The 18,555-nt window shown below is 39.9% G+C and carries 18 protein-coding genes and 13 tRNA genes; 19 read left to right on the top strand and 12 right to left on the bottom strand.

Annotated elements, in window-relative coordinates; all coding sequences use genetic code 11:
• Window positions 1-6: 6 nt before the first annotated feature.
• The 12 genes from rlmM to hemA all read right to left on the bottom strand — a co-directional run bounded on the left by rlmM (window position 7) and on the right by hemA (window position 11,463).
• Window positions 7-1,092 carry a 23S rRNA (cytidine(2498)-2'-O)-methyltransferase RlmM gene (gene rlmM / locus GQR39_RS03600; RefSeq protein WP_007583974.1) on the bottom strand — a complete coding sequence of 362 codons (1,086 nt, stop codon included), beginning with the start codon at window positions 1,090-1,092 and terminating at the stop codon, window positions 7-9.
• Between the two features lie 17 nt (window positions 1,093-1,109).
• On the bottom strand, window positions 1,110-1,478 hold the full coding sequence (locus tag GQR39_RS03595; RefSeq protein ID WP_007583972.1) for a DUF423 domain-containing protein: 369 nt from the start codon (window positions 1,476-1,478) through the stop codon (window positions 1,110-1,112).
• A 19-nt stretch (window positions 1,479-1,497) separates the two neighbouring features.
• Window positions 1,498-2,133, bottom strand: a complete 636-nt coding sequence (locus tag GQR39_RS03590) for an alpha/beta family hydrolase (protein WP_024593861.1) — start codon at window positions 2,131-2,133, stop codon at window positions 1,498-1,500.
• Between the two features lie 2 nt (window positions 2,134-2,135).
• The gene (locus GQR39_RS03585; RefSeq protein ID WP_002958561.1) at window positions 2,136-3,038 is read right to left on the bottom strand and encodes a transcriptional regulator GcvA; all 903 of its coding nucleotides are present in this window, start codon (window positions 3,036-3,038) and stop codon (window positions 2,136-2,138) included.
• Between the two features lie 121 nt (window positions 3,039-3,159).
• The gene (gene kdsA / locus GQR39_RS03580; RefSeq protein ID WP_007583968.1) at window positions 3,160-4,014 is read right to left on the bottom strand and encodes a 3-deoxy-8-phosphooctulonate synthase; all 855 of its coding nucleotides are present in this window, start codon (window positions 4,012-4,014) and stop codon (window positions 3,160-3,162) included.
• A gap of 9 nt (window positions 4,015-4,023) precedes the next feature.
• Window positions 4,024-5,277: a DUF819 family protein gene (locus GQR39_RS03575; RefSeq protein WP_165734819.1), complete on the bottom strand. Its 1,254-nt coding sequence runs from the start codon at window positions 5,275-5,277 to the stop codon at window positions 4,024-4,026.
• A 14-nt stretch (window positions 5,278-5,291) separates the two neighbouring features.
• Window positions 5,292-6,119, bottom strand: coding sequence for a tetratricopeptide repeat protein (locus GQR39_RS03570; protein ID WP_165734818.1), 828 nt, complete (start codon window positions 6,117-6,119; stop codon window positions 5,292-5,294).
• Between the two features lie 149 nt (window positions 6,120-6,268).
• A complete protein-coding gene (locus tag GQR39_RS03565; protein ID WP_007583965.1) occupies window positions 6,269-6,643 on the bottom strand; it encodes a SirB2 family protein in 375 nt (124 codons plus the stop codon).
• A gap of 29 nt (window positions 6,644-6,672) precedes the next feature.
• The gene (locus GQR39_RS03560) at window positions 6,673-8,217 is read right to left on the bottom strand and encodes a response regulator (protein WP_007583964.1); all 1,545 of its coding nucleotides are present in this window, start codon (window positions 8,215-8,217) and stop codon (window positions 6,673-6,675) included.
• Window positions 8,218-8,271: 54 nt separating this feature from the next.
• Window positions 8,272-9,111 (bottom strand): peptide chain release factor N(5)-glutamine methyltransferase, encoded by an 840-nt coding sequence (gene prmC / locus GQR39_RS03555; RefSeq protein WP_010554719.1) that lies wholly within the window; start codon window positions 9,109-9,111, stop codon window positions 8,272-8,274.
• A 2-nt stretch (window positions 9,112-9,113) separates the two neighbouring features.
• On the bottom strand, window positions 9,114-10,199 hold the full coding sequence (gene prfA / locus GQR39_RS03550; RefSeq protein ID WP_007583962.1) for a peptide chain release factor 1: 1,086 nt from the start codon (window positions 10,197-10,199) through the stop codon (window positions 9,114-9,116).
• Between the two features lie 7 nt (window positions 10,200-10,206).
• Window positions 10,207-11,463 carry a glutamyl-tRNA reductase gene (gene hemA / locus GQR39_RS03545; protein WP_010554718.1) on the bottom strand — a complete coding sequence of 419 codons (1,257 nt, stop codon included), beginning with the start codon at window positions 11,461-11,463 and terminating at the stop codon, window positions 10,207-10,209.
• 83 nt (window positions 11,464-11,546) lie between these two features.
• Here hemA and lolB point away from each other — a divergent pair, with 83 nt between their 5' ends.
• The 19 genes from lolB (at window position 11,547) to GQR39_RS03450 (ending at window position 18,530) form a co-directional block, all read left to right on the top strand.
• Window positions 11,547-12,134, top strand: coding sequence for a lipoprotein insertase outer membrane protein LolB (gene lolB / locus GQR39_RS03540; protein WP_165734817.1), 588 nt, complete (start codon window positions 11,547-11,549; stop codon window positions 12,132-12,134).
• Between the two features lie 2 nt (window positions 12,135-12,136).
• Window positions 12,137-12,994, top strand: a complete 858-nt coding sequence (gene ispE / locus GQR39_RS03535) for a 4-(cytidine 5'-diphospho)-2-C-methyl-D-erythritol kinase (protein ID WP_010554716.1) — start codon at window positions 12,137-12,139, stop codon at window positions 12,992-12,994.
• Between the two features lie 88 nt (window positions 12,995-13,082).
• Window positions 13,083-14,030: a ribose-phosphate pyrophosphokinase gene (locus tag GQR39_RS03530; protein ID WP_007583957.1), complete on the top strand. Its 948-nt coding sequence runs from the start codon at window positions 13,083-13,085 to the stop codon at window positions 14,028-14,030.
• Window positions 14,031-14,179: 149 nt separating this feature from the next.
• Window positions 14,180-14,791, top strand: a complete 612-nt coding sequence (locus GQR39_RS03525) for a 50S ribosomal protein L25/general stress protein Ctc (protein WP_008171830.1) — start codon at window positions 14,180-14,182, stop codon at window positions 14,789-14,791.
• 19 nt (window positions 14,792-14,810) lie between these two features.
• Entirely contained in the window at window positions 14,811-15,395 is a 585-nt protein-coding gene (gene pth, locus GQR39_RS03520) for an aminoacyl-tRNA hydrolase (RefSeq protein ID WP_007583954.1), read from the top strand.
• 53 nt (window positions 15,396-15,448) lie between these two features.
• Complete coding sequence (gene ychF / locus GQR39_RS03515; RefSeq protein ID WP_007583951.1) at window positions 15,449-16,540, top strand: redox-regulated ATPase YchF; 1,092 nt, start codon at window positions 15,449-15,451, stop codon at window positions 16,538-16,540.
• 332 nt (window positions 16,541-16,872) lie between these two features.
• Window positions 16,873-16,949 (top strand) — tRNA-Met (locus tag GQR39_RS03510).
• Window positions 16,950-16,996: 47 nt separating this feature from the next.
• Window positions 16,997-17,081 (top strand) — tRNA-Leu (locus tag GQR39_RS03505).
• A gap of 39 nt (window positions 17,082-17,120) precedes the next feature.
• Window positions 17,121-17,195 (top strand) — tRNA-Gln (locus GQR39_RS03500).
• 5 nt (window positions 17,196-17,200) lie between these two features.
• Window positions 17,201-17,277: transfer RNA gene (locus GQR39_RS03495), tRNA-Met, on the top strand.
• A gap of 90 nt (window positions 17,278-17,367) precedes the next feature.
• Window positions 17,368-17,452, top strand: a tRNA-Leu gene (locus GQR39_RS03490).
• A 38-nt stretch (window positions 17,453-17,490) separates the two neighbouring features.
• Window positions 17,491-17,565: transfer RNA gene (locus GQR39_RS03485), tRNA-Gln, on the top strand.
• A gap of 5 nt (window positions 17,566-17,570) precedes the next feature.
• A tRNA-Met gene (locus tag GQR39_RS03480) sits at window positions 17,571-17,647 on the top strand.
• A gap of 90 nt (window positions 17,648-17,737) precedes the next feature.
• Window positions 17,738-17,822: transfer RNA gene (locus GQR39_RS03475), tRNA-Leu, on the top strand.
• A gap of 38 nt (window positions 17,823-17,860) precedes the next feature.
• Window positions 17,861-17,935: transfer RNA gene (locus GQR39_RS03470), tRNA-Gln, on the top strand.
• Window positions 17,936-18,006: 71 nt separating this feature from the next.
• Window positions 18,007-18,091 (top strand) — tRNA-Leu (locus tag GQR39_RS03465).
• A gap of 94 nt (window positions 18,092-18,185) precedes the next feature.
• Window positions 18,186-18,260 (top strand) — tRNA-Gln (locus GQR39_RS03460).
• A 71-nt stretch (window positions 18,261-18,331) separates the two neighbouring features.
• Window positions 18,332-18,416, top strand: a tRNA-Leu gene (locus tag GQR39_RS03455).
• 39 nt (window positions 18,417-18,455) lie between these two features.
• Window positions 18,456-18,530, top strand: a tRNA-Gln gene (locus GQR39_RS03450).
• Window positions 18,531-18,555: the final 25 nt, after the last annotated feature.

Genomic DNA, 18,555 nt, shown 5'->3' with positions numbered 1-18,555 from the left:
TACATATTAACTATACAAATTTTGTGGCACCTTAGTAACGTTTAAATGAACGGTTATTTCCTCACGATCATGATAGAGATGTTTAGCTTGTAACTCGTAATTAATGCTATGTTTCTCAAGCTCTTTTCTTATCATCGAAAGACATTCATAAACACTATCAAAGCGTTTTTTCATAGGTAGTTTTAAGTTAAATATAAACTCTTTTGCGTATGCATTTACTGCCCAGTCAATCATTAGCGTAGTCACTTTGGTTGGTTTTTCCACCATATCGCACACTAACCAAGTAATATTTCTTTTTTCTGGGCGATATTTAAAACCATCTGCTCTAAAATGTTTAACTTGACCCGTTTGCATTAAATCGTCATTCATTGGGCCGTTATCAATAGCACTTACAAACATACCTCGGCGTACAAGCTGATAAGTCCAACCACCCGGGCATGCACCTAAATCAACACTGCGCATACCTGCTGCCACGCGTGATTCACGTTGTTGCTCAGGAATAAATACATTAAACGCTTCGTCGAGTTTTAACGTTGAACGACTCGGTGCATCGCTTGGCATACGAAGGCGTAAAATACCCATGAAAAATGGAGAATTATTAAAGCTATACGAGTAACCAACATAAGCCGTATTGTTTGTTAAAAACATGACATGCATTACTGGGCGGTTTGCTTTTGGCTCACGCAGTACTGTATTTTGTTTTTCGAGGGCTTTTTTAAGCGGCGTTGATATTTTTTTACAGAACGTTAAAAGCTCTTTGCCTTCATTTGTATCTGGCGTTTCTACGCGCAGTTCTGAGCACAATGTAAAATCTTTAGCAGCTTCAACTACTGCACTTACACGGTCCTCTACTGGCATGTTTTCAAGTAATGTACCGGCAAACCATTGGCGTGCAAACACCATATTTTTAAAATCGACTTTTTTGATTATTTCGTCGCTGTGATGCGCTTCAAAACATTCGTAAACAACATAACCTGTATTTGGCTTTGCTTTTACATACCCTGCAAAACCCTGCTCTGCAGCATGAAACGTTATTTCAGCAGCGGCATCGCTTTCAAAACCACTACGACAATAAATCACAACACTAGACATATTAACCCTTAAACTCTTTAAAACTTAAATCGTGCGACTTGCACTAAAATAACAATCCAACCAATAATAAAGCACAATCCACCAAGCGGTGTTATCGGCCCTAGCCACTTCATATCTGTTAGAGCGAGTAAATATAAACTGCCACTAAAAAGTAGTGTGCCCGTTATAAAAAAGCCACCAGCCCAACTCAGGTTTATGCCCCATTTAATTAAAATAGCCACCGCAATAAGTGCAAGGCCATGCACCATTTGATACTCAGCAGCTGTTTTAAAAACCCCTAATGAATACTCCGATAAACGGCTTTTTAAACCATGGGCAGCAAATGCACCTAACATAACCGAGAGCATACAAAAAATACTGCCGGCCATTAAAAATAATTTAATCATCTAATCCCCTAATCGAGTCTTAACACATCTCTACTTGTTGCTTAATAAATTCAACGGCACTTAACGCTGCTGTTTCTCTATTTTGCAGTTCAGTTACGCCACTTTTTTTACGTGGTTTTAATGAATGATCGCCATCAGTCAGCCATGTGAGTAAAGGCTGTTTTGGCATTTCCATAGTAAGCAGTTCTTCACGTGTACCAAATGTATCTCGCTCGCCCTGTAATACTAAAAAAGGGCAAACAATATCAGCAAAATGATCGGTGCGTAACTTTTCTGGCTTACCCGGCGGATGAAATGGATAACCAAATACAATAACACCCGAAAGTCTTTGCTCTGTGCTGCACGCAAGCATTGATGCCATGCGTCCGCCCATCGATTTACCGCCTATAAATAACGGTAAATCTGGCTGCGCCTGACCAAGCACTTGCTCATAATAAATAAGTAGCTTTGGCGCTCGCTCAGGAGGCCTACGTTTATTAGTTTGTTTAGCAATTTGCATATATTCAAAATCAAATAAACCAACATCAACACCTTGCTCGCTTATTAATTTTGCCATATGTTGCATAAAGTCAGAATCGCTACCGGCACCTGCACCATGCGCAAATATAAACTGTGCAATTGCAGGTTGTGCGGTGCTTTTAAACCATTCAATCATTATTAATACTCATGTTCTTGCTCATGCTCTACTAAGCTCAGCATCCACTCTTTAAACGAAACTATTTTACCAAGCTCGGTTTGCGATTCGCGAAGCACTAAGTAATATGCATTTTTACTTTCTAGACTGTGATTAAACGGAATAACCAAACGCCCTGCATCTATGTCGGGTTTAGCTAATACACTATTACCGATTGCCACACCTTGCCCATGTACTGCAGCTTGTAACACCATTGATGAGTGACTAAATATAGGTCCTTGATTTACCTGAATGTTACGCACACCTGCAGTTTTCATCCACGTTTTCCAGTTTTTACGTGTGGTGTCATGCAATAAGGTGTGATGCGCTAAATCACTAGGTTGATCAAGCGGCTTTAATCCGCTTAATAACATAGGACTACAAAGTGGTACTAAATACTCGGTATGAAGTTTGTACGCTTGTACGCCATTCCAATGACCTCTTCCATAGTAAATAGCAATATCTACGTCATCAGTCAGTGAGTTTTCATCTTGATCTTGTGCTTTTATTCGCACGTCTATCTCTGGGTGTAACTCATTAAACAAACTCAAACGAGGCACTAACCACTGAATAGCAAAACTTGGTGTTAGACTAACTGTTAATGAGCCCTTAGCACCACGGGCTAATAGCTTTTCAGTTGCATCAATAAGCTGAGTAAAAATCTCTTTTATATCTAAAAAATAGCCTTGGCCTTCTTCAGTTAATAATAATGAGCGGTTTTTACGTAAAAACAACTTTAAACCTAAATGCTCTTCAAGTGTTTTTATTTGATGACTTACTGCCGCCTGCGTTACATAGAGCTCTTCTGCAGCCTTAGTAAAACTTAAATGACGCGCAGCCGCTTCAAAGGCTTTTAATGCGTTTAATGGAGGTACCCGTCTTGACATAATAACCAAGCTTAGAATTAGTTTTTCTTATGCGTGAGATTATATACATCATATAAGTTTGTGTATATTAAAGGCATAAAAAAAGCGACCTGAGTCGCTTTTTAATAAACATCATGCTTAATTATAAATCGCTTGCACTTGTATCAAGTGGGGCAAAGCTTTTAATTAAATCATCAACCGCTTTCATTTGCGTTAAGTATCCTTCTAACTTACTAAGCGCTAGCGCACATGGGCCATCACATTTAGCTTCATTAGGGTTTGGATGCGCCTCAATAAATAAACCTGCAATACCTAGCGCCATACCGCTGCGTGCAAGCTCTGCTGCTTGTGCACGACGACCATCAGCAGAATCAGCTCGGCCACCAGGGCGCTGAAGTGCATGTGTTGCATCAAAAATAACAGGCGCCATTGCTTTCATGTCATCCATACCCAGCATATCAACCACTAGGTTGTTGTAACCAAAGCTAGAACCACGCTCACAAAGTGCGATGTTATTATTACCCGCTTCATTAAATTTAGTAATGATGTGGCGCATTTCATGTGGCGCTAAAAACTGTGGTTTTTTCACGTTAATAATTGCACCTGTTTTAGCCATCGCCACAACTAAATCTGTTTGACGTGCTAAAAAGGCTGGTAACTGAATTACATCAACAACTTCAGCAACAGGTGCTGCTTGATGCGGTTCATGTACATCAGTAATAAGCGGTATGTTGAAAGTCTTTTTAATCTCTTCAAATATTTTTAAACCTTCTTCCATACCAGGACCACGGTACGAATTGATTGAAGAACGGTTAGCCTTATCAAATGACGCTTTAAATACATAAGGAATATTGAGTTTCGTCGTAACTTCTACGTAATGCTCTGCAACACGCATAGCTAAATCGCGAGATTCTAATACGTTAATACCACCAAACAATACAAACGGTTTGTTGTTTGCTAGTTCAATTTCATTAATTTTAATAATTTGGTCTTTCATTTAAATTCCTTACGGTGCAACTGCTTGCATCATTAATCCACAAATATAAGCCATATAAGTACCCACACCATAGCCCAGTACAGCTAACAGGACACCAACAGGCGCAAGCGAAGGGTGAAATGCTGATGCTACAACAGGTGCAGACGCTGCACCGCCCACATTAGCCTGCGAGCCCACTGCCATATAAAATAACGGTGCTTTAATTAGTTTAGCTACTACTAACATTATGCTTGCATGCACTAGCATCCAAATTGCGCCAACTAAAAATAACCCAGGGTTATTAAAAATAGCGGTTACATTCATGTGCAAACCAATTGATGCGACTAAAATATATAAAAAGCTAGAGGCTACCTTTGAAGCGCCAAACGCTTCTATTTGTCTAACTTTAGTAAACGATAAGCCTATGCCAATCGTTGTTGATATAACAATTAGCCAAAAGAATTTACTGTTTAAGCTGTATTCTTTTGCCCACTCATAAGTCGTGCCAAAGTACGGACCTAAAAAGTCAGAACAAAAATGCGCTAAACCGGTTATACCAAATGCAATTGCAAGCAGTGTCATGTAATCGTTAAGAGTAGGAATACGGGCATGTTCAGCGTGATAGGCTTCAACACGTTTTTTTAAATCTTCAATTGCGCTTGTATCAGCACCCGTAGCTGCATCAATCTTTTTATGGTTTGCTGCCATTAACAATAAAACAGCCATCCAAATATTCGCGACTATTACATCTACTGTAATCATTACAGAAAATATATCACCACCAACTTCAAACATCTCTTTCATTGATGCTTGGTTAGCACCACCGCCAATCCAGCTACCCGCAACGGTTGTCATACCGCGCCATACTGCATCGGGCCCATGACCACCAACAATACTTGGGTCAAATGCACTCACGACTAAAATAGCTAATGGCCCACCAATAACAATACCTAATGTACCCACTAAAAACATAATGAGCGCTTTAGGGCCTAAGTTAATAATAGCTTTTAAATCAATACTAATGGTAAGCAGTATTAAACAAGCAGGCAGTAAGTAGCGCGAAGCCACATAATAAACATTGGATTTATTACCATCTACAATACCAAAGGTATTTAATAACGAAGGTAAAAAGTAACACAGTAGTAAAGCAGGTACGTATTTATAAAATCGTTTTAAAGCTGGACGCTCACTGTTTGAGGTTTTAAAAATAAACCCCAAAATAATAGCAAGCAAACCAAGCACAACGGCATCATTTGTAATTAATGCGCTTTGAGTTTCAACCATAATTATTCCTATTCTTAATGGTGCGTTTTATTATTATCTTCTAGTTCTTCTATTTGGTGTTGAATAATCTCTATTGCAGGATCGTCCGGACACTCATCGACAAAAAACTGTAAATCATCACGTGCCATTTTAGGGCAACCGAGCTGATTTAATAAGTAACCTCTGTCGCGTCTCTCATACGGGTCATCGCCTATTAGCTCCATTAGCATCTCTACACAGGTCAAAGCATGACCAAATTTGTTTTCGCTAATGAAAGACCATTTTTGCTGAGCTAAAAATAGCTTATATACTTCGTCATCAAAAATTAACTCTAAAGGTTCTTGTTCTTGCCCATCATCTTCATCTGCGTTTTCAGGGATGATATACCAGCTTTGTTGCCCGCTGCTTGGCTCAATTATGTAGCCCTCTTCATCACTTATCGCCACATGAACACCAACATCACCCAGCGTAAGACTAAGATTTGCATCAAAGTTAGCTTGTTGTAAAAAGTGACAAAGTATAATTGCAAGCGTTGTTGGTGAGCCACTACGCATAGAAAGCGTATAGCTTAATGTATTTAATTTGTATTCTGGCACTTTTAAGCCTGAGGCACTAAATAGCCAATCGCTGTAAAACATATCTAATAATTTTTCGAAGCAATCGTGCTCATCACTCACTTTTAAACACAGCGCTGAAATTTGCTGTTCAAAGTCAGTTAAAGTTTCATAACATGGTGTTAAATCTATCTGAGGGTCCCATTTTGACTCTGCTTTAATACAGCGGTAAATCGCTGGAGGTGTAAATTCATCGTAAGCATCATCAAGATAAGATTCATCGTGTTCGTCAAACCCGAGGGTAGTCATTAATACTGCAACATTTTAGAAAACGAAGGCGTAGTTTACCTAACTTTAAAGCTATATACCAATATAGAGATTTTTTTGAATATTTTCTGAGAGGGAGTCGTATTTGAGCTTTATAAAACAACTATAAAGCTCAAATAGTCAGGTATTACTTAAAGCAAAAAAGCTGATTTAGACGTCGCTAAATAACCTATCGCTAAAATAACAGCAGTGTTAACTAAAACGTAAGCAACTTTAGCCGTCATTTTAGTTTGTCTGGCGCTTTTAGCCCCAATACCAATATATATAACCACTAAAACTATTTTTTCTAATAGCCAATATTGTTCAAACGGGTTAATTTTAGCCATAAATATAAGCGTAAGTGCAGACACTAATAACAAAGTATCTATACTATGACTACCAATCATTACCGCTTTATTTTTTGCTAATTTACCACTGCCCATTCGCGAAAATGCGCGAACATAAAATAAAATCACACTCAACATCGCAATTGCCATGTGTGAATGCTTTACTGCTAAATAATCCATATGCCCCTGTACTTCTGTTTTATAAAAATTTAATCAGGAAAACGGTTAAGAACCGCTTCTAACTCATCAAGCTTCTCGTTAAATACTTCAACCAATTTTGGTTCAAAGTGTGTGCCTTTTTGAGCGTTAATTTCATCAACTACGTTTTGCAGTGTCCAAGGTTCTTTATAGCATCGTTTATGGCGAAGTGCATCGTATACATCAGCAAGTGCAACTATACGACCAAATACATTAATTGCGTTTCCGCTTAAACCTTGTGGGTAACCAGAGCCATCCCATTTTTCATGATGCTCTTTTGCAATAATTGCGCCTGCACTAACAATCTCATGCGGCGAGTCTTTTAAAATAGTATAGCCTTTATCAGTATGGGTTTTCATCACTTCCCATTCTTGGGCGTCTAACTTTGCTGGTTTATTTAATACCGCATCAGGAATGCCCACTTTGCCTACATCATGAAGAGGCGACGCCAACCTTACTAAATCAGCATCATGCTTAGATAAGCCATACCCTTGTGCCAATATATGACAAATATGTGCTACACGCTTAACATGATTACCCGTTTCTGTTGAGCGTTGCTCTACCGCTTCACTTAACCTGTAAACAAGCTCTTGTTGCGTTGCTTCTATTTCAGACTGAAGTTGTACATTTTCAAACGCAAGTTGCACGTTTTGAGAGAAAATCTTAATTAAATGGCGCTGAGTATCCGTTAAATCCTTTGGAATACCTGATATAAATAGCATCGAATTATGATTGTACTCACTGCTACAATACGCAAATAAGTAGTTATCTTTATAAATAATGCTTTTTTCATTAAGCGCCTGATGACATGCACTTAACTGTTCAGCTTGTAATACCTCATCGAGCTCTTTACCTTCACTTTTTTCAAAGTCACCGGTACCCGAGCAAACAATTAATTTTTTATTATTTTGTGCTTCAGGATTTTGCGCAACTAAAGTAGTTGCATACATAGCTTGATCAGCAATACCGAGTAAAGAAGTTAACTGCTGCATAACGCCTTCAATAAAGTGCTCTATTGAATGCGCAGAAAAAATATCACGGGACGCTATAATTATTTTCTCAAGCCCTTCGCGTGACTGCTCAATCGAAATAATATCCCGATACGAGCGCAGGCTCGACATAATAACAGTAAATAACTTTTGAGCCGTTAGCTCCGTTTTAGATTTGTAATCGTTAATATCATAATTAATAATTACTTGTCGTTCAGGTGCTTGACCAGGTTGACCCGTTCTTAAAATAATTCGAATATGATTATTTTTAGCTTCTTCACGAATAAACTTAGCAACTTGCAAACCGGCATCATCGGTCTCCATTACTACATCAAGTAGTACAATGGCTGCATCTGGATGCTCTTTCACAAGCTCTTTTGCTTCAGCACCTGAGTACGCACTAATAAATTCTAAGCGTTTATTTTGAAACTCAAAATCACTCAACGCTAGTTTTGTAACAGCATGAACTTCAGGTTCATCATCAACGATTAATACTTTCCAGGTACCGAGTTCAATCTCATTGATTGCTTCTTCTGGCTCATCTGAAAATAAAAAATCACCCATCATAGTCGAAATTCCTTCATGGCATTATTTAACGCACTAGCAAGCAATTATTATTCTTTAGGGCCACTGTGCAAACGTTACACGGTCATTATCACCAAAGTCTTTTACTGTTTTAATATTCACAAATGCCATTTTTTTGAAAAAATGACGAACAGCTTCACCTTGCTCAAAACCGTGTTCTATTAAAAGATAGCCACTAGATAACAAATAGTCACGTGATTGTGTAATTATTTGTTTAATATCAGACATTCCACAATCATCAGCCACTAATGCCGACAAAGGCTCAAAGCGCACATCGCCCTGATTTAAATGTATATCACTGCTTTCAATATAAGGCGGGTTGGTAACAATTAGGTTGAATTTCTCACCATGTAACTCGCTAAACCAGTTGCTTTGCTTAACGTGTACATTATTAATTGCCAATCGCTGCTGGTTACGTGTAGCCAGTGCAACTGCATCGCTTACTCTATCTACTGCAATAATTTGCCAATTAGGCATTTCGCTACCCAATGCCAGCGCTATTGCACCAGTACCCGTGCCTAAATCAAGCACTTTAGCTGTAGCAGGTACAGCCACTTCAAGCGCTTGTTCTACTAACGTTTCGGTATCTGGTCGAGGTATTAAAGTTGTTGCGTTAACTTCAAGCGATAAGCTCCAAAATTCACGTTGCCCCGTAATATGTGCAACAGGTTCACCGTTTAAACGTCTTTGGCAAAAGGTATTAAATTGCTGTTGTTGTTCGGCATTAAGCGCATGCTCTGGCCAAGTAAAAAGGTAACTGTGAGGTTTTTGAAGAATATGTAGAAGTAAAACTTGTGCGTCTAATTTAGCACTTTCGCTGCTAGGTGCTAATAAATTAGCGCCTGCAGCAATAGCTTGTTCAAGAGTTTGGCTCACGATTACTCGTCGCCCATAGCCGCTAATAAGTCAGCTTGATGTTCTTGCATTAATGGGTCAATAACGCAGCTTAAATCACCCGCTACCACTTCATTCAAACGATAAAGTGTTAAGTTAATACGGTGATCGGTAATACGACCTTGTGGGTAGTTATAAGTACGGATACGTTCAGAACGATCGCCACTACCTACTAAGTCACGACGTTCAGATGCTTCTGCCGCATGGCGCTTTTCATCTTCAGCCTGTTGCAAACGTGCTGCAAGTACTGACATCGCTTTAGCACGGTTTTTATGCTGTGAACGTTGATCCTGACACTCAACCACAACACCGGTAGGTATATGTGTAAGTCGAATAGCAGAATCTGTTTTATTAACGTGCTGACCACCTGCGCCTGATGCACGAAATGTATCAACTTTTAAATCTGCGGTATTAATTTGTATCGCTTCTGCCTCTGGTACTTCCGCCATTACCGCAACAGTACACGCAGAGGTATGAACTCGCCCTTGTGACTCAGTTTCTGGCACACGTTGTACGCGGTGTACACCTGATTCAAACTTTAATTGACCGTAAACGCCTTCGCCACTAATATTTGCAATAACTTCTTTGTAACCACCGTGCTCACCTTCATTGGTGCTCACAACTTCTACTTTCCATTTTTTAGTTTCTGCATAGCGGCTGTACATACGGAATAAGTCGCCAGCAAAAATAGCCGCTTCATCACCGCCTGTTCCAGCGCGTACTTCAACAAACACGTTGTTATTATCTCGCGGATCTTTTGGCAACATTAATACTTGAATTTGATCTTCAATTACCAAAATTTGTGCTTTAGCTTCTTTATATTCTTCTTGCGCCATTTCACGCATTTCAGGGTCAGAATCTTTAAGCATTTCTTCTGCACTGGCTAAATCATCTTGCGTTTCTTTGTAAGTTAAAAACGTTTTTACAATCTCTTCAAGCTCAGAGTATTCTTTTGAAAGCCCACGAAAACGATTTTGATCACTAATGACCGACGGGTCGCTTAGTAGCGCTTGTACTTCTTCGTAACGCTCTACTAAGGTTTCTAATTTATTATAAACAGACTCTTTCATTTAACGGTTATTCCTGATCAATACCTAACATTTTTTTCAACTGGTTTAGCTGCGCCACTTCACCTTTTTTCGCTGCGTCTTGTATTGCACGGGTAGGCGCGTGCATTAAGCGATTGGTTAATTTATTGGCGAGCTCTAATATAATTTTTTCTGCATCTTTACCTGTATTTAGCTGACTAACAGCACGCTCTACAAGTTCTGACTTAATTGTTTGTACATCATTTCGATAATGGCGGATTAAATCTACCGAATCGAGTGAGCGCATCCACATTGCAAATTCTTTGGTGCGTTCAGTAATAATTATTTGCGCTTGCTGTGCAGCTTGCTCACGCGCTGCCATATTCTCGCTTACAATGGTTTGTAAGTCATCAACGGAATATAAATAGGCAGCATCTAGCTCACCTACTTGGCTTTCTATATCGCGCGGAACCGCAATATCTATAAATAGCATAGGCTTGTGACGGCGCTGCTTAAGCGCTTGCTCAACCACCCCTTTACCAATAATAGGTAAAGTACTGGCGGTAGAACTAATGACTATATCGGCTTCATGTAAACGTTCTGGTAACTGTGCAAGTGCGATAACATCTGCCGACACTTCATCAGCAAGGCTGCGAGCACGTTCAATTGTTCTATTAGCTACCGTTATTTTTTTAGGCTCATTTTGATATAAATGTTTAGCAACCAGTTCAATGGTTTCACCAGCACCAATCAATAACACATTGGTTTGATCAAGCTTGCCATAAATATGTTTTGCTAAATTAACAGCCGCAAATGCAACCGACACGGCACTTGCGCCTATATTTGTTTCAGTGCGAACTTGTTTTGCTACCGAAAAGGTTTTTTGAAACAACCTATCAAAAGTAACCCCTATTGCATCGTGGGTTTTAGCACTAAAAAACGATTGCTTTATTTGCCCTAAAATTTGCGGCTCGCCTAACACAAGAGAATCCAACCCACACGCTACGCGCATTAAGTGGTTAATGGCGTCATTACCTTCATGGCAGTATATATTGCTGCTCAGTTCATGTTCATCCAAACCATGGAAACTGGCAAGCCACGTTAACAGTGTTTGGGAATTTTGCTGAGCGAGGCTACAATAGATCTCGGTTCGATTACAGGTAGACACAATAACCGCTTCATTAAAGTCGGCATGGCCACTTAATTGTTGCAACGCCTCTGAAATTTGCTCAGGCGAAAAAGCCACTTTTTCACGTAATTCTACGGATGCGGTTTTGTGATTTATACCTAGTGCTATTATGGTCATATTTGCCAAATATTGCTGAGCCCTACTTCAAAGGCGGTAATTTTACCAAAAATCAGCGGAATATGGAAAGTAAGGAACAACATTTGATTCGACAATATTTGATTTTATTCATGTTTTTTTTATTATTAGGTGGCTGTGCCCATCAAATTGATACAAAAACAACACTTTATGATGATTGGAAACCACGTTTAGCTGCTCAAAAAACTTGGCAGGTCGAGGGTAAACTCGCGTTTATAAGCCCAGAAGAGCGTCAATCTGCAAACTTAAATTGGCAGCAAACAACAAATTCCAATAATTTAATACTGACTACTTTTATTGGTACTCGTATTTTGTCGCTTAAACAAACAGCAAATGGTGCTGAATTAGAGTTTGACGGCGATGAGTACTTTGATACTAATGCTGCAGAGCTTTTAAAGCGTTTAACGGGTTTTACACTCCCTGTTGATAACGCCGATAACTGGCTTAAGGGCACCATTGACGATCAAAGTTTAGTCGTTGATGAACTAGGCCGTACAAAGCAAGTATTATGGTTTGATAATACAGGCAAGAAATGGCAAATAGATTACGGCACTTACGTACAAAACGCAGGTTACTGGTTACCAACTAAACTGACGTTAAAGCATCAACAAATAAAAATAAAAATTCAACTCTACGATTGGCAGTTTAAATAAGTATGAATAACAAAACCTCTTTTTCACTTATTGCCCCGGCAAAACTCAATTTATTTTTACATATTAATGCTCGCCGAGAAGATGGCTATCATGAACTAGAAACCTTATTTACTTTTTTAAATTTTGGTGATGAGTTGCATTTTGAGCTAACAACAGACGGTGGTATTTCTGTCGGTGGTGATACTAAAGACATACCCCTAAATGATAATCTCATCTATAAAGCGGCTTTATTATTACAAACACACTGTAAAACCTCTTTGGGTGTAAAAATAAATTTAATTAAACGCTTACCGATGGGCGGAGGTGTTGGAGGTGGTTCATCCGACGCTGCAAGTACTTTATTAGCCCTAAATAAATTATGGAAATTAGAACTAAATTTAGAAATTCTAGCCCAATTAGGACTTAAATTAGGGGCTGATGTTCCGGTGTTCATACAAGGGCAAAGCGCCATAGCGCATGGTATTGGTGAGAAATTACACCAGGTAAAACTTGAACAAAAATGGTACTGCGTTGTACACCCAAACCAACATGTAAGTACCGCAAAAATATTTACACATCCAGATTTAAAACGCGACACACCAAAAATAATAGGCGATTGGAAACACCATACTTTAACCAACGATTGTGAGCCTTTAGTTAAAAAGCTTTGCCCCGAGGTTGAAAAAACCCTCCAGTGGTTGCTAAAATACGCACCGTCGAAGATGACCGGAACAGGTTCATGTTGTTTTGTCGAATTTGCTAGTCAAGTTCAAGCACAAGATGTACTTGAAAATCTCCCCCATACTTGGCAGGGTTTTGTGGCTTCAAGCGCAAATGTCTCACCTGCTCATACGGAGTTAACCGCCATATTCGATCAATGAAGTAACGTACAAGTAATCATAAGTTAACTCGCAGTGGTATTTATCATTGCCCGTTAGTCCAAATATTCAGTGCCTGAGGAACCCTACCGTGCCTGACATGAAGCTCTTCGCTGGTAACGCAACACCTGAGTTAGCTCAAAAAGTTGCAAAACGTTTATATATTGAATTAGGCGATGCTGTTGTTGGCCGTTTTAGCGACGGTGAGATCAGTGTTCAAATAAATGAAAATGTTCGTGGCTCGGACGTTTTTATCTTGCAATCAACCTGTGCCCCTACAAACGATAACCTAATGGAACTTATCGTTATGGTTGATGCTCTACGTCGTGCATCTGCAGGTCGTATTACTGCCGTCATTCCTTATTTTGGTTATGCGCGCCAAGACCGTCGTGTACGTTCTGCTCGTGTTCCAATTACCGCTAAAGTTGTTGCCGATTTCTTATCAAGTGTGGGTGTTGACCGTGTTCTTACGGTTGATTTACACGCTGAACAAATCCAAGGCTTCTTTGATGTACCAGTAGACAACGTATTTGGCAGCCCTGTATTACTTGAAGATATGAAAGAACGCGACTTTGAAGACGTCGTTGTTGTATCTCCAGATATTGGTGGTGTTGTACGCGCACGTGCAATTGCAAAACTACTAAACGATACCGATTTAGCAATCATTGATAAACGCCGCCCTCAAGCAAACGTTTCTCAAGTAATGCACATTATTGGTGACGTTGAAGGTCGTGATTGTATTATCGTAGATGATATGATTGATACCGGTGGTACGTTATGTAAAGCCGCAGAAGCACTTAAAGAACATGGCGCTAAGCGCGTATTTGCATACGCAACGCACCCTATTCTTTCAGGTAAAGCAGCAGAAAACTTACGTGACTCGATGATTGACGAAGTAATTGTAACTGACTCAATTCCGCTATCTGACGAGCTTAAAGCCCTTGATAAAATTAAGGTACTTACGCTTGCTGACATGTTAGCTGAGACTATTCGTCGTATTAGTAACGAAGAATCTATCTCAGCGATGTTTGAACACTAAAATTAAACATTCCTGAGTATAAAAGCGCCTTTTGGCGCTTTTTTTGTAAGCGATGTTTATTTTGTCTGGGCGTGGTGGTATGATAGCGCGCCTTTTGGCTAGGGACCTTGGTCGCAAAGGCCCTACACATTTTAATAACTGGAGACATTATGTCTAACAAAACTTATACATATAACGCTGAACTTCGCGTAGAAACTGGTACTGGTGCGAGCCGCCGCCTACGTCGCGAAGACAAAGTTCCTGCAATCCTTTACGGAGCTGACAAAGAAGCTTTATCTCTTACTTTTGCTCATAAAGATATGATCAAAGCACAAGAAGACGAAGGTTTTTACACGCATATCCTTACGCTTAACGTAGATGGCGAAGCTGTTGAAGTAATCTTAAAAGATATCCAACGTCACCCATTCAAGCCTAAGCTTACTCACCTTGATTTCCAACGTGTAGATGCTACTCATAAATTTCAAACTAAAGTTCCTCTTCACTTCATCGGTGAAGATATTGTAACTAAAGCTGGCGCAACTGTTGTTCACCAGTTAACTGAAGTTGAAATTACGTGTCTTCCAAAAGCACTTCCAGAATTCATTGAAGTAGATGTTTCTAAGTTTGTTGTTGGCGATTCTGTTCATATTTCTGACCTTACTTTCCCTAAAGGCGTTAGCTCTGTAGATTTAGGTAAAGGCGAAGGCCATGATCAGTCTATCCTGACTATCAAAGCAAACAAAGCAGCTCCAGTTGAAGACGACGCTGCAGCAGCAGAATAATTTTTAAGGTCTCGCAACCTTGAATTCTATTCAAATGCTTGTGGGCCTGGCTAATCCAGGCCCCGAATACGCAAACACACGCCACAATGCAGGTGCTTGGTTCATCGAGCAAATCGCTGCACGCTACAACTGCACCCTAAAATACGATCCTAAATATCACGGCCTTACAGGCAAAGTGATCATTCAAGGCCAAGAATTCAAATTATTGATCCCCACTACTTACATGAATTTAAGTGGTAAAGCGGTCGGTAGTTTAGCTAATTTTTTCAAAATTCCTGTCGAGGACATTTTAGTTGCCCATGACGAATTGGATTTAGACCCAGGCGTTGCCAAGTTAAAAAAAGGCGGCGGGCATGGCGGTCATAATGGTTTAAAAGACATTATTGCAAAAATGGCAAATCAAAAAGACTTTATGCGCTTGCGCATTGGTGTAGGTCATCCGGGGCATCGTGAAATGGTTACTGGTTGGGTGCTTGGAAAAGCGGCCAAAGCAGACCAAGAAAAAATGGATGCTGCTGTTGATGAAGCAGTTCGTTGCATGGAAATACTTGCAAAAGATGGTGTGTTAAAAGCACAAAACAGACTACATTCGTTTAAACCCTAGTAACTTGGGTCCAAGTACACCGTTTAAACGAATTCTAAACAAGGTATCTTACTATGGGTTTTAAATGTGGCATCGTTGGCTTGCCTAACGTTGGTAAATCAACGCTTTTCAATGCACTAACTAAAGCGGGTATTGAAGCCGCTAACTTTCCTTTTTGTACCATTGAGCCTAATACAGGTGTGGTACCTGTGCCAGATCCTCGTCTAGACGAACTTGCTAAAATTGTTAATCCTCAACGAGTTCTTACCACCAGTATGGAATTTGTAGACATTGCTGGCTTAGTAAAAGGCGCATCTAAAGGTGAAGGCCTTGGTAACCAGTTTTTAGCTAACATTCGTGAAACCGATGCAATTGGCCACGTAGTTCGCTGTTTTGAAGATGAAAACATCATCCACGTAGCAGGCACTATTGACCCTGCTGACGATATTGACGTAATCAACACTGAGTTAGTACTTGCTGATATGGATAGCGCCGAAAAAGCCCTTTTCCGTAATTCAAAAAAAGCAAAAGGTGGCGATAAAGACGCTAAAGAGCAAAATGCTGTACTTGAAAAAGTAAAAGTGCATCTTGACGAAGGCTTAACTTTACGTGGTCTAGCACTAACTAAAGAAGAAAAAGCAGCAATCAGCTCTATTAACTTCTTAACGATTAAACCAACAATGTATATTGCAAACGTTGCTGAAGATGGTTTTGAAAATAACCCATACCTTGACCGCGTACGCGCTATTGCCGCAGCTGAAGATGCGATTGTTGTTCCTGTATGTGCCGCTATCGAGTCTGAGCTTTCAGAACTAGATGACGAAGACAAGCTAGAGTTTATGGCTGATCTTGGTCTAGAAGAGCCAGGTCTTAACCTTGTTATTCGCGGTGGTTATGAATTACTACAATTACAAACTTATTTCACAGCTGGCGTAAAAGAAGTACGCGCATGGACAATCCCTGTAGGTGCAACAGCACCACAAGCAGCGGGTAAAATCCATACCGACTTCGAGCGTGGCTTTATCCGTGCGCAAACTATTGCTTTTGACGACTTTGTTGCCTTTAAAGGTGAGAGTGGCGCAAAAGAAGCAGGTAAGATGCGTCAAGAAGGTAAAGAGTACATTGTTAAAGATGGCGATGTAATGAACTTCTTGTTCAACGTATAAGTACAAATTAAACCAATTTCACTTGGTAATAATTTTTAAAGGCTCGTTTTTACGAGCCTTTTTTGTATTTAAGCATTATAAAAATAATAATTAGCCTCAACTAGTCTATCTTTGTAATATCGCTTAATTAAAGAAGTACAGGGTTAATTAAGATTCCGCGCCTTAAAGGCAGCTAAAAAAACAGCATTTTTATTAAATTTTAGCCTGTTAGCTTAATTTTCCTGCAAACAAACACAGTTAAGTGTTTTTTTGCAAAAAAGGTGTTGACGAATTTGGGTCATATCAGCATAATACGCCCCGCACTCAGCGATGAAGTGCTAACAAAAAAAGATGGCTAAGTAGCTCAGCTGGTTAGAGCACATCACTCATAATGATGGGGTCACAGGTTCAAATCCCGTCTTAGCCACCATTATTTTTTTGTTGCTCAATGAAGAGTTTAAAATAACTACCTTGTGTGCGGGAGTGGCGGAATTGGTAGACGCGCTGGATTTAGGTTCCAGTATCTTAGGATGTGAGAGTTCAAGTCTCTCCTTCCGCACCATAATTCTTGATAAGAATTAAAACTATCAATTGTTATTGTTGGGATATCGCCAAGCGGTAAGGCACCAGGTTTTGATCCTGGCATTCCCAGGTTCAAATCCTGGTATCCCAGCCAACAATGGCTAAGTAGCTCAGCTGGTTAGAGCACATCACTCATAATGATGGGGTCACAGGTTCAAATCCCGTCTTAGCCACCATTTCTTCTTTTAGAAATGGCTCTGCAAGAGTTAAATTGCAGCTCAATGAAGAGTTTAAAATAACTACCTGTACTTTATTGTACAAACGATGCGGGAGTGGCGGAATTGGTAGACGCGCTGGATTTAGGTTCCAGTAACTTCGGTTGTGAGAGTTCAAGTCTCTCTTTCCGCACCATTTCTTGATAAGAAATAAAATTATCATTAATTCTTTGTTGGGATATCGCCAAGCGGTAAGGCACCAGGTTTTGATCCTGGCATTCCCAGGTTCAAATCCTGGTATCCCAGCCAACAATGGCTAAGTAGCTCAGCTGGTTAGAGCACATCACTCATAATGATGGGGTCACAGGTTCAAATCCCGTCTTAGCCACCATTTCTTCTTTTAGAAATGGCTCTGCAAGAGTTAAATTGCAGCTCAATGAAGAGTTTAAAATAACTACCTGTACTTTATTGTACAAATGATGCGGGAGTGGCGGAATTGGTAGACGCGCTGGATTTAGGTTCCAGTAACTTCGGTTGTGAGAGTTCAAGTCTCTCTTTCCGCACCATTTCTTGATAAGAAATAAAATTATAATTAATTCTTTGTTGGGATATCGCCAAGCGGTAAGGCACCAGGTTTTGATCCTGGCATTCCCAGGTTCAAATCCTGGTATCCCAGCCAACTTCTTCTACCAAGGAAAGTTGGATAAAAGAATTGCTCTAGCTTAGAGTTTAAATTGGCAAATTGTTGATGCGGGAGTGGCGGAATTGGTAGACGCGCTGGATTTAGGTTCCAGTAACTTCGGTTGTGAGAGTTCAAGTCTCTCTTTCCGCACCATGTTCTTATAAGAACTAAAATTATAAAGNAGAGTTCAAGTCTCTCTTTCCGCACCATTTCTTGATAAGAAATAAAATTATCATTAATTCTTTGTTGGGATATCGCCAAGCGGTAAGGCACCAGGTTTTGATCCTGGCATTCCCAGGTTCAAATCCTGGTATCCCAGCCAACTTCTTCTACCAAGGAAAGTTGGATAAAAGAATTGCTCTAGCTTAGAGTTTAAATTAGCAACTTAGTGATGCGGGAGTGGCGGAATTGGTAGACGCGCTGGATTTAGGTTCCAGTAACTTAGGTTGTGAGAGTTCAAGTCTCTCCTTCCGCACCATGTTCTTATTAAGAACTAAAACTAATTCAAATTTATAGTTGGGATATCGCCAAGCGGTAAGGCACCAGGTTTTGATCCTGGCATTCCCAGGTTCAAATCCTGGTATCCCAGCCAATTTGACTCCCCTGTCTAAAACTTC

The organism is Pseudoalteromonas sp. C8, from assembly GCF_011378685.1.
In the GTDB taxonomy this organism is placed as follows: domain Bacteria; phylum Pseudomonadota; class Gammaproteobacteria; order Enterobacterales; family Alteromonadaceae; genus Pseudoalteromonas; species Pseudoalteromonas arctica.
This window is presented reverse-complemented; position numbering and strand designations above follow the sequence as displayed.

Coding starts and splice junctions, on each gene's coding strand:
- GQR39_RS03560 (WP_007583964.1), bottom strand. CDS start 8,217: ATGATGGGTGATTTTTTATTTTCAGATGAGCCAGAAGAAGCAATCAAT.
- GQR39_RS03570 (WP_165734818.1), bottom strand. CDS start 6,119: ATGACTACCCTCGGGTTTGACGAACACGATGAATCTTATCTTGATGAT.
- prfA (WP_007583962.1), bottom strand. CDS start 10,199: ATGAAAGAGTCTGTTTATAATAAATTAGAAACCTTAGTAGAGCGTTAC.
- ispE (WP_010554716.1), top strand. CDS start 12,137: ATGAATAACAAAACCTCTTTTTCACTTATTGCCCCGGCAAAACTCAAT.
- GQR39_RS03585 (WP_002958561.1), bottom strand. CDS start 3,038: ATGTCAAGACGGGTACCTCCATTAAACGCATTAAAAGCCTTTGAAGCG.
- kdsA (WP_007583968.1), bottom strand. CDS start 4,014: ATGAAAGACCAAATTATTAAAATTAATGAAATTGAACTAGCAAACAAC.
- rlmM (WP_007583974.1), bottom strand. CDS start 1,092: ATGTCTAGTGTTGTGATTTATTGTCGTAGTGGTTTTGAAAGCGATGCC.
- GQR39_RS03590 (WP_024593861.1), bottom strand. CDS start 2,133: ATGATTGAATGGTTTAAAAGCACCGCACAACCTGCAATTGCACAGTTT.
- GQR39_RS03575 (WP_165734819.1), bottom strand. CDS start 5,277: ATGGTTGAAACTCAAAGCGCATTAATTACAAATGATGCCGTTGTGCTT.
- GQR39_RS03595 (WP_007583972.1), bottom strand. CDS start 1,478: ATGATTAAATTATTTTTAATGGCCGGCAGTATTTTTTGTATGCTCTCG.
- GQR39_RS03525 (WP_008171830.1), top strand. CDS start 14,180: ATGTCTAACAAAACTTATACATATAACGCTGAACTTCGCGTAGAAACT.
- GQR39_RS03565 (WP_007583965.1), bottom strand. CDS start 6,643: ATGGATTATTTAGCAGTAAAGCATTCACACATGGCAATTGCGATGTTG.
- ychF (WP_007583951.1), top strand. CDS start 15,449: ATGGGTTTTAAATGTGGCATCGTTGGCTTGCCTAACGTTGGTAAATCA.
- hemA (WP_010554718.1), bottom strand. CDS start 11,463: ATGACCATAATAGCACTAGGTATAAATCACAAAACCGCATCCGTAGAA.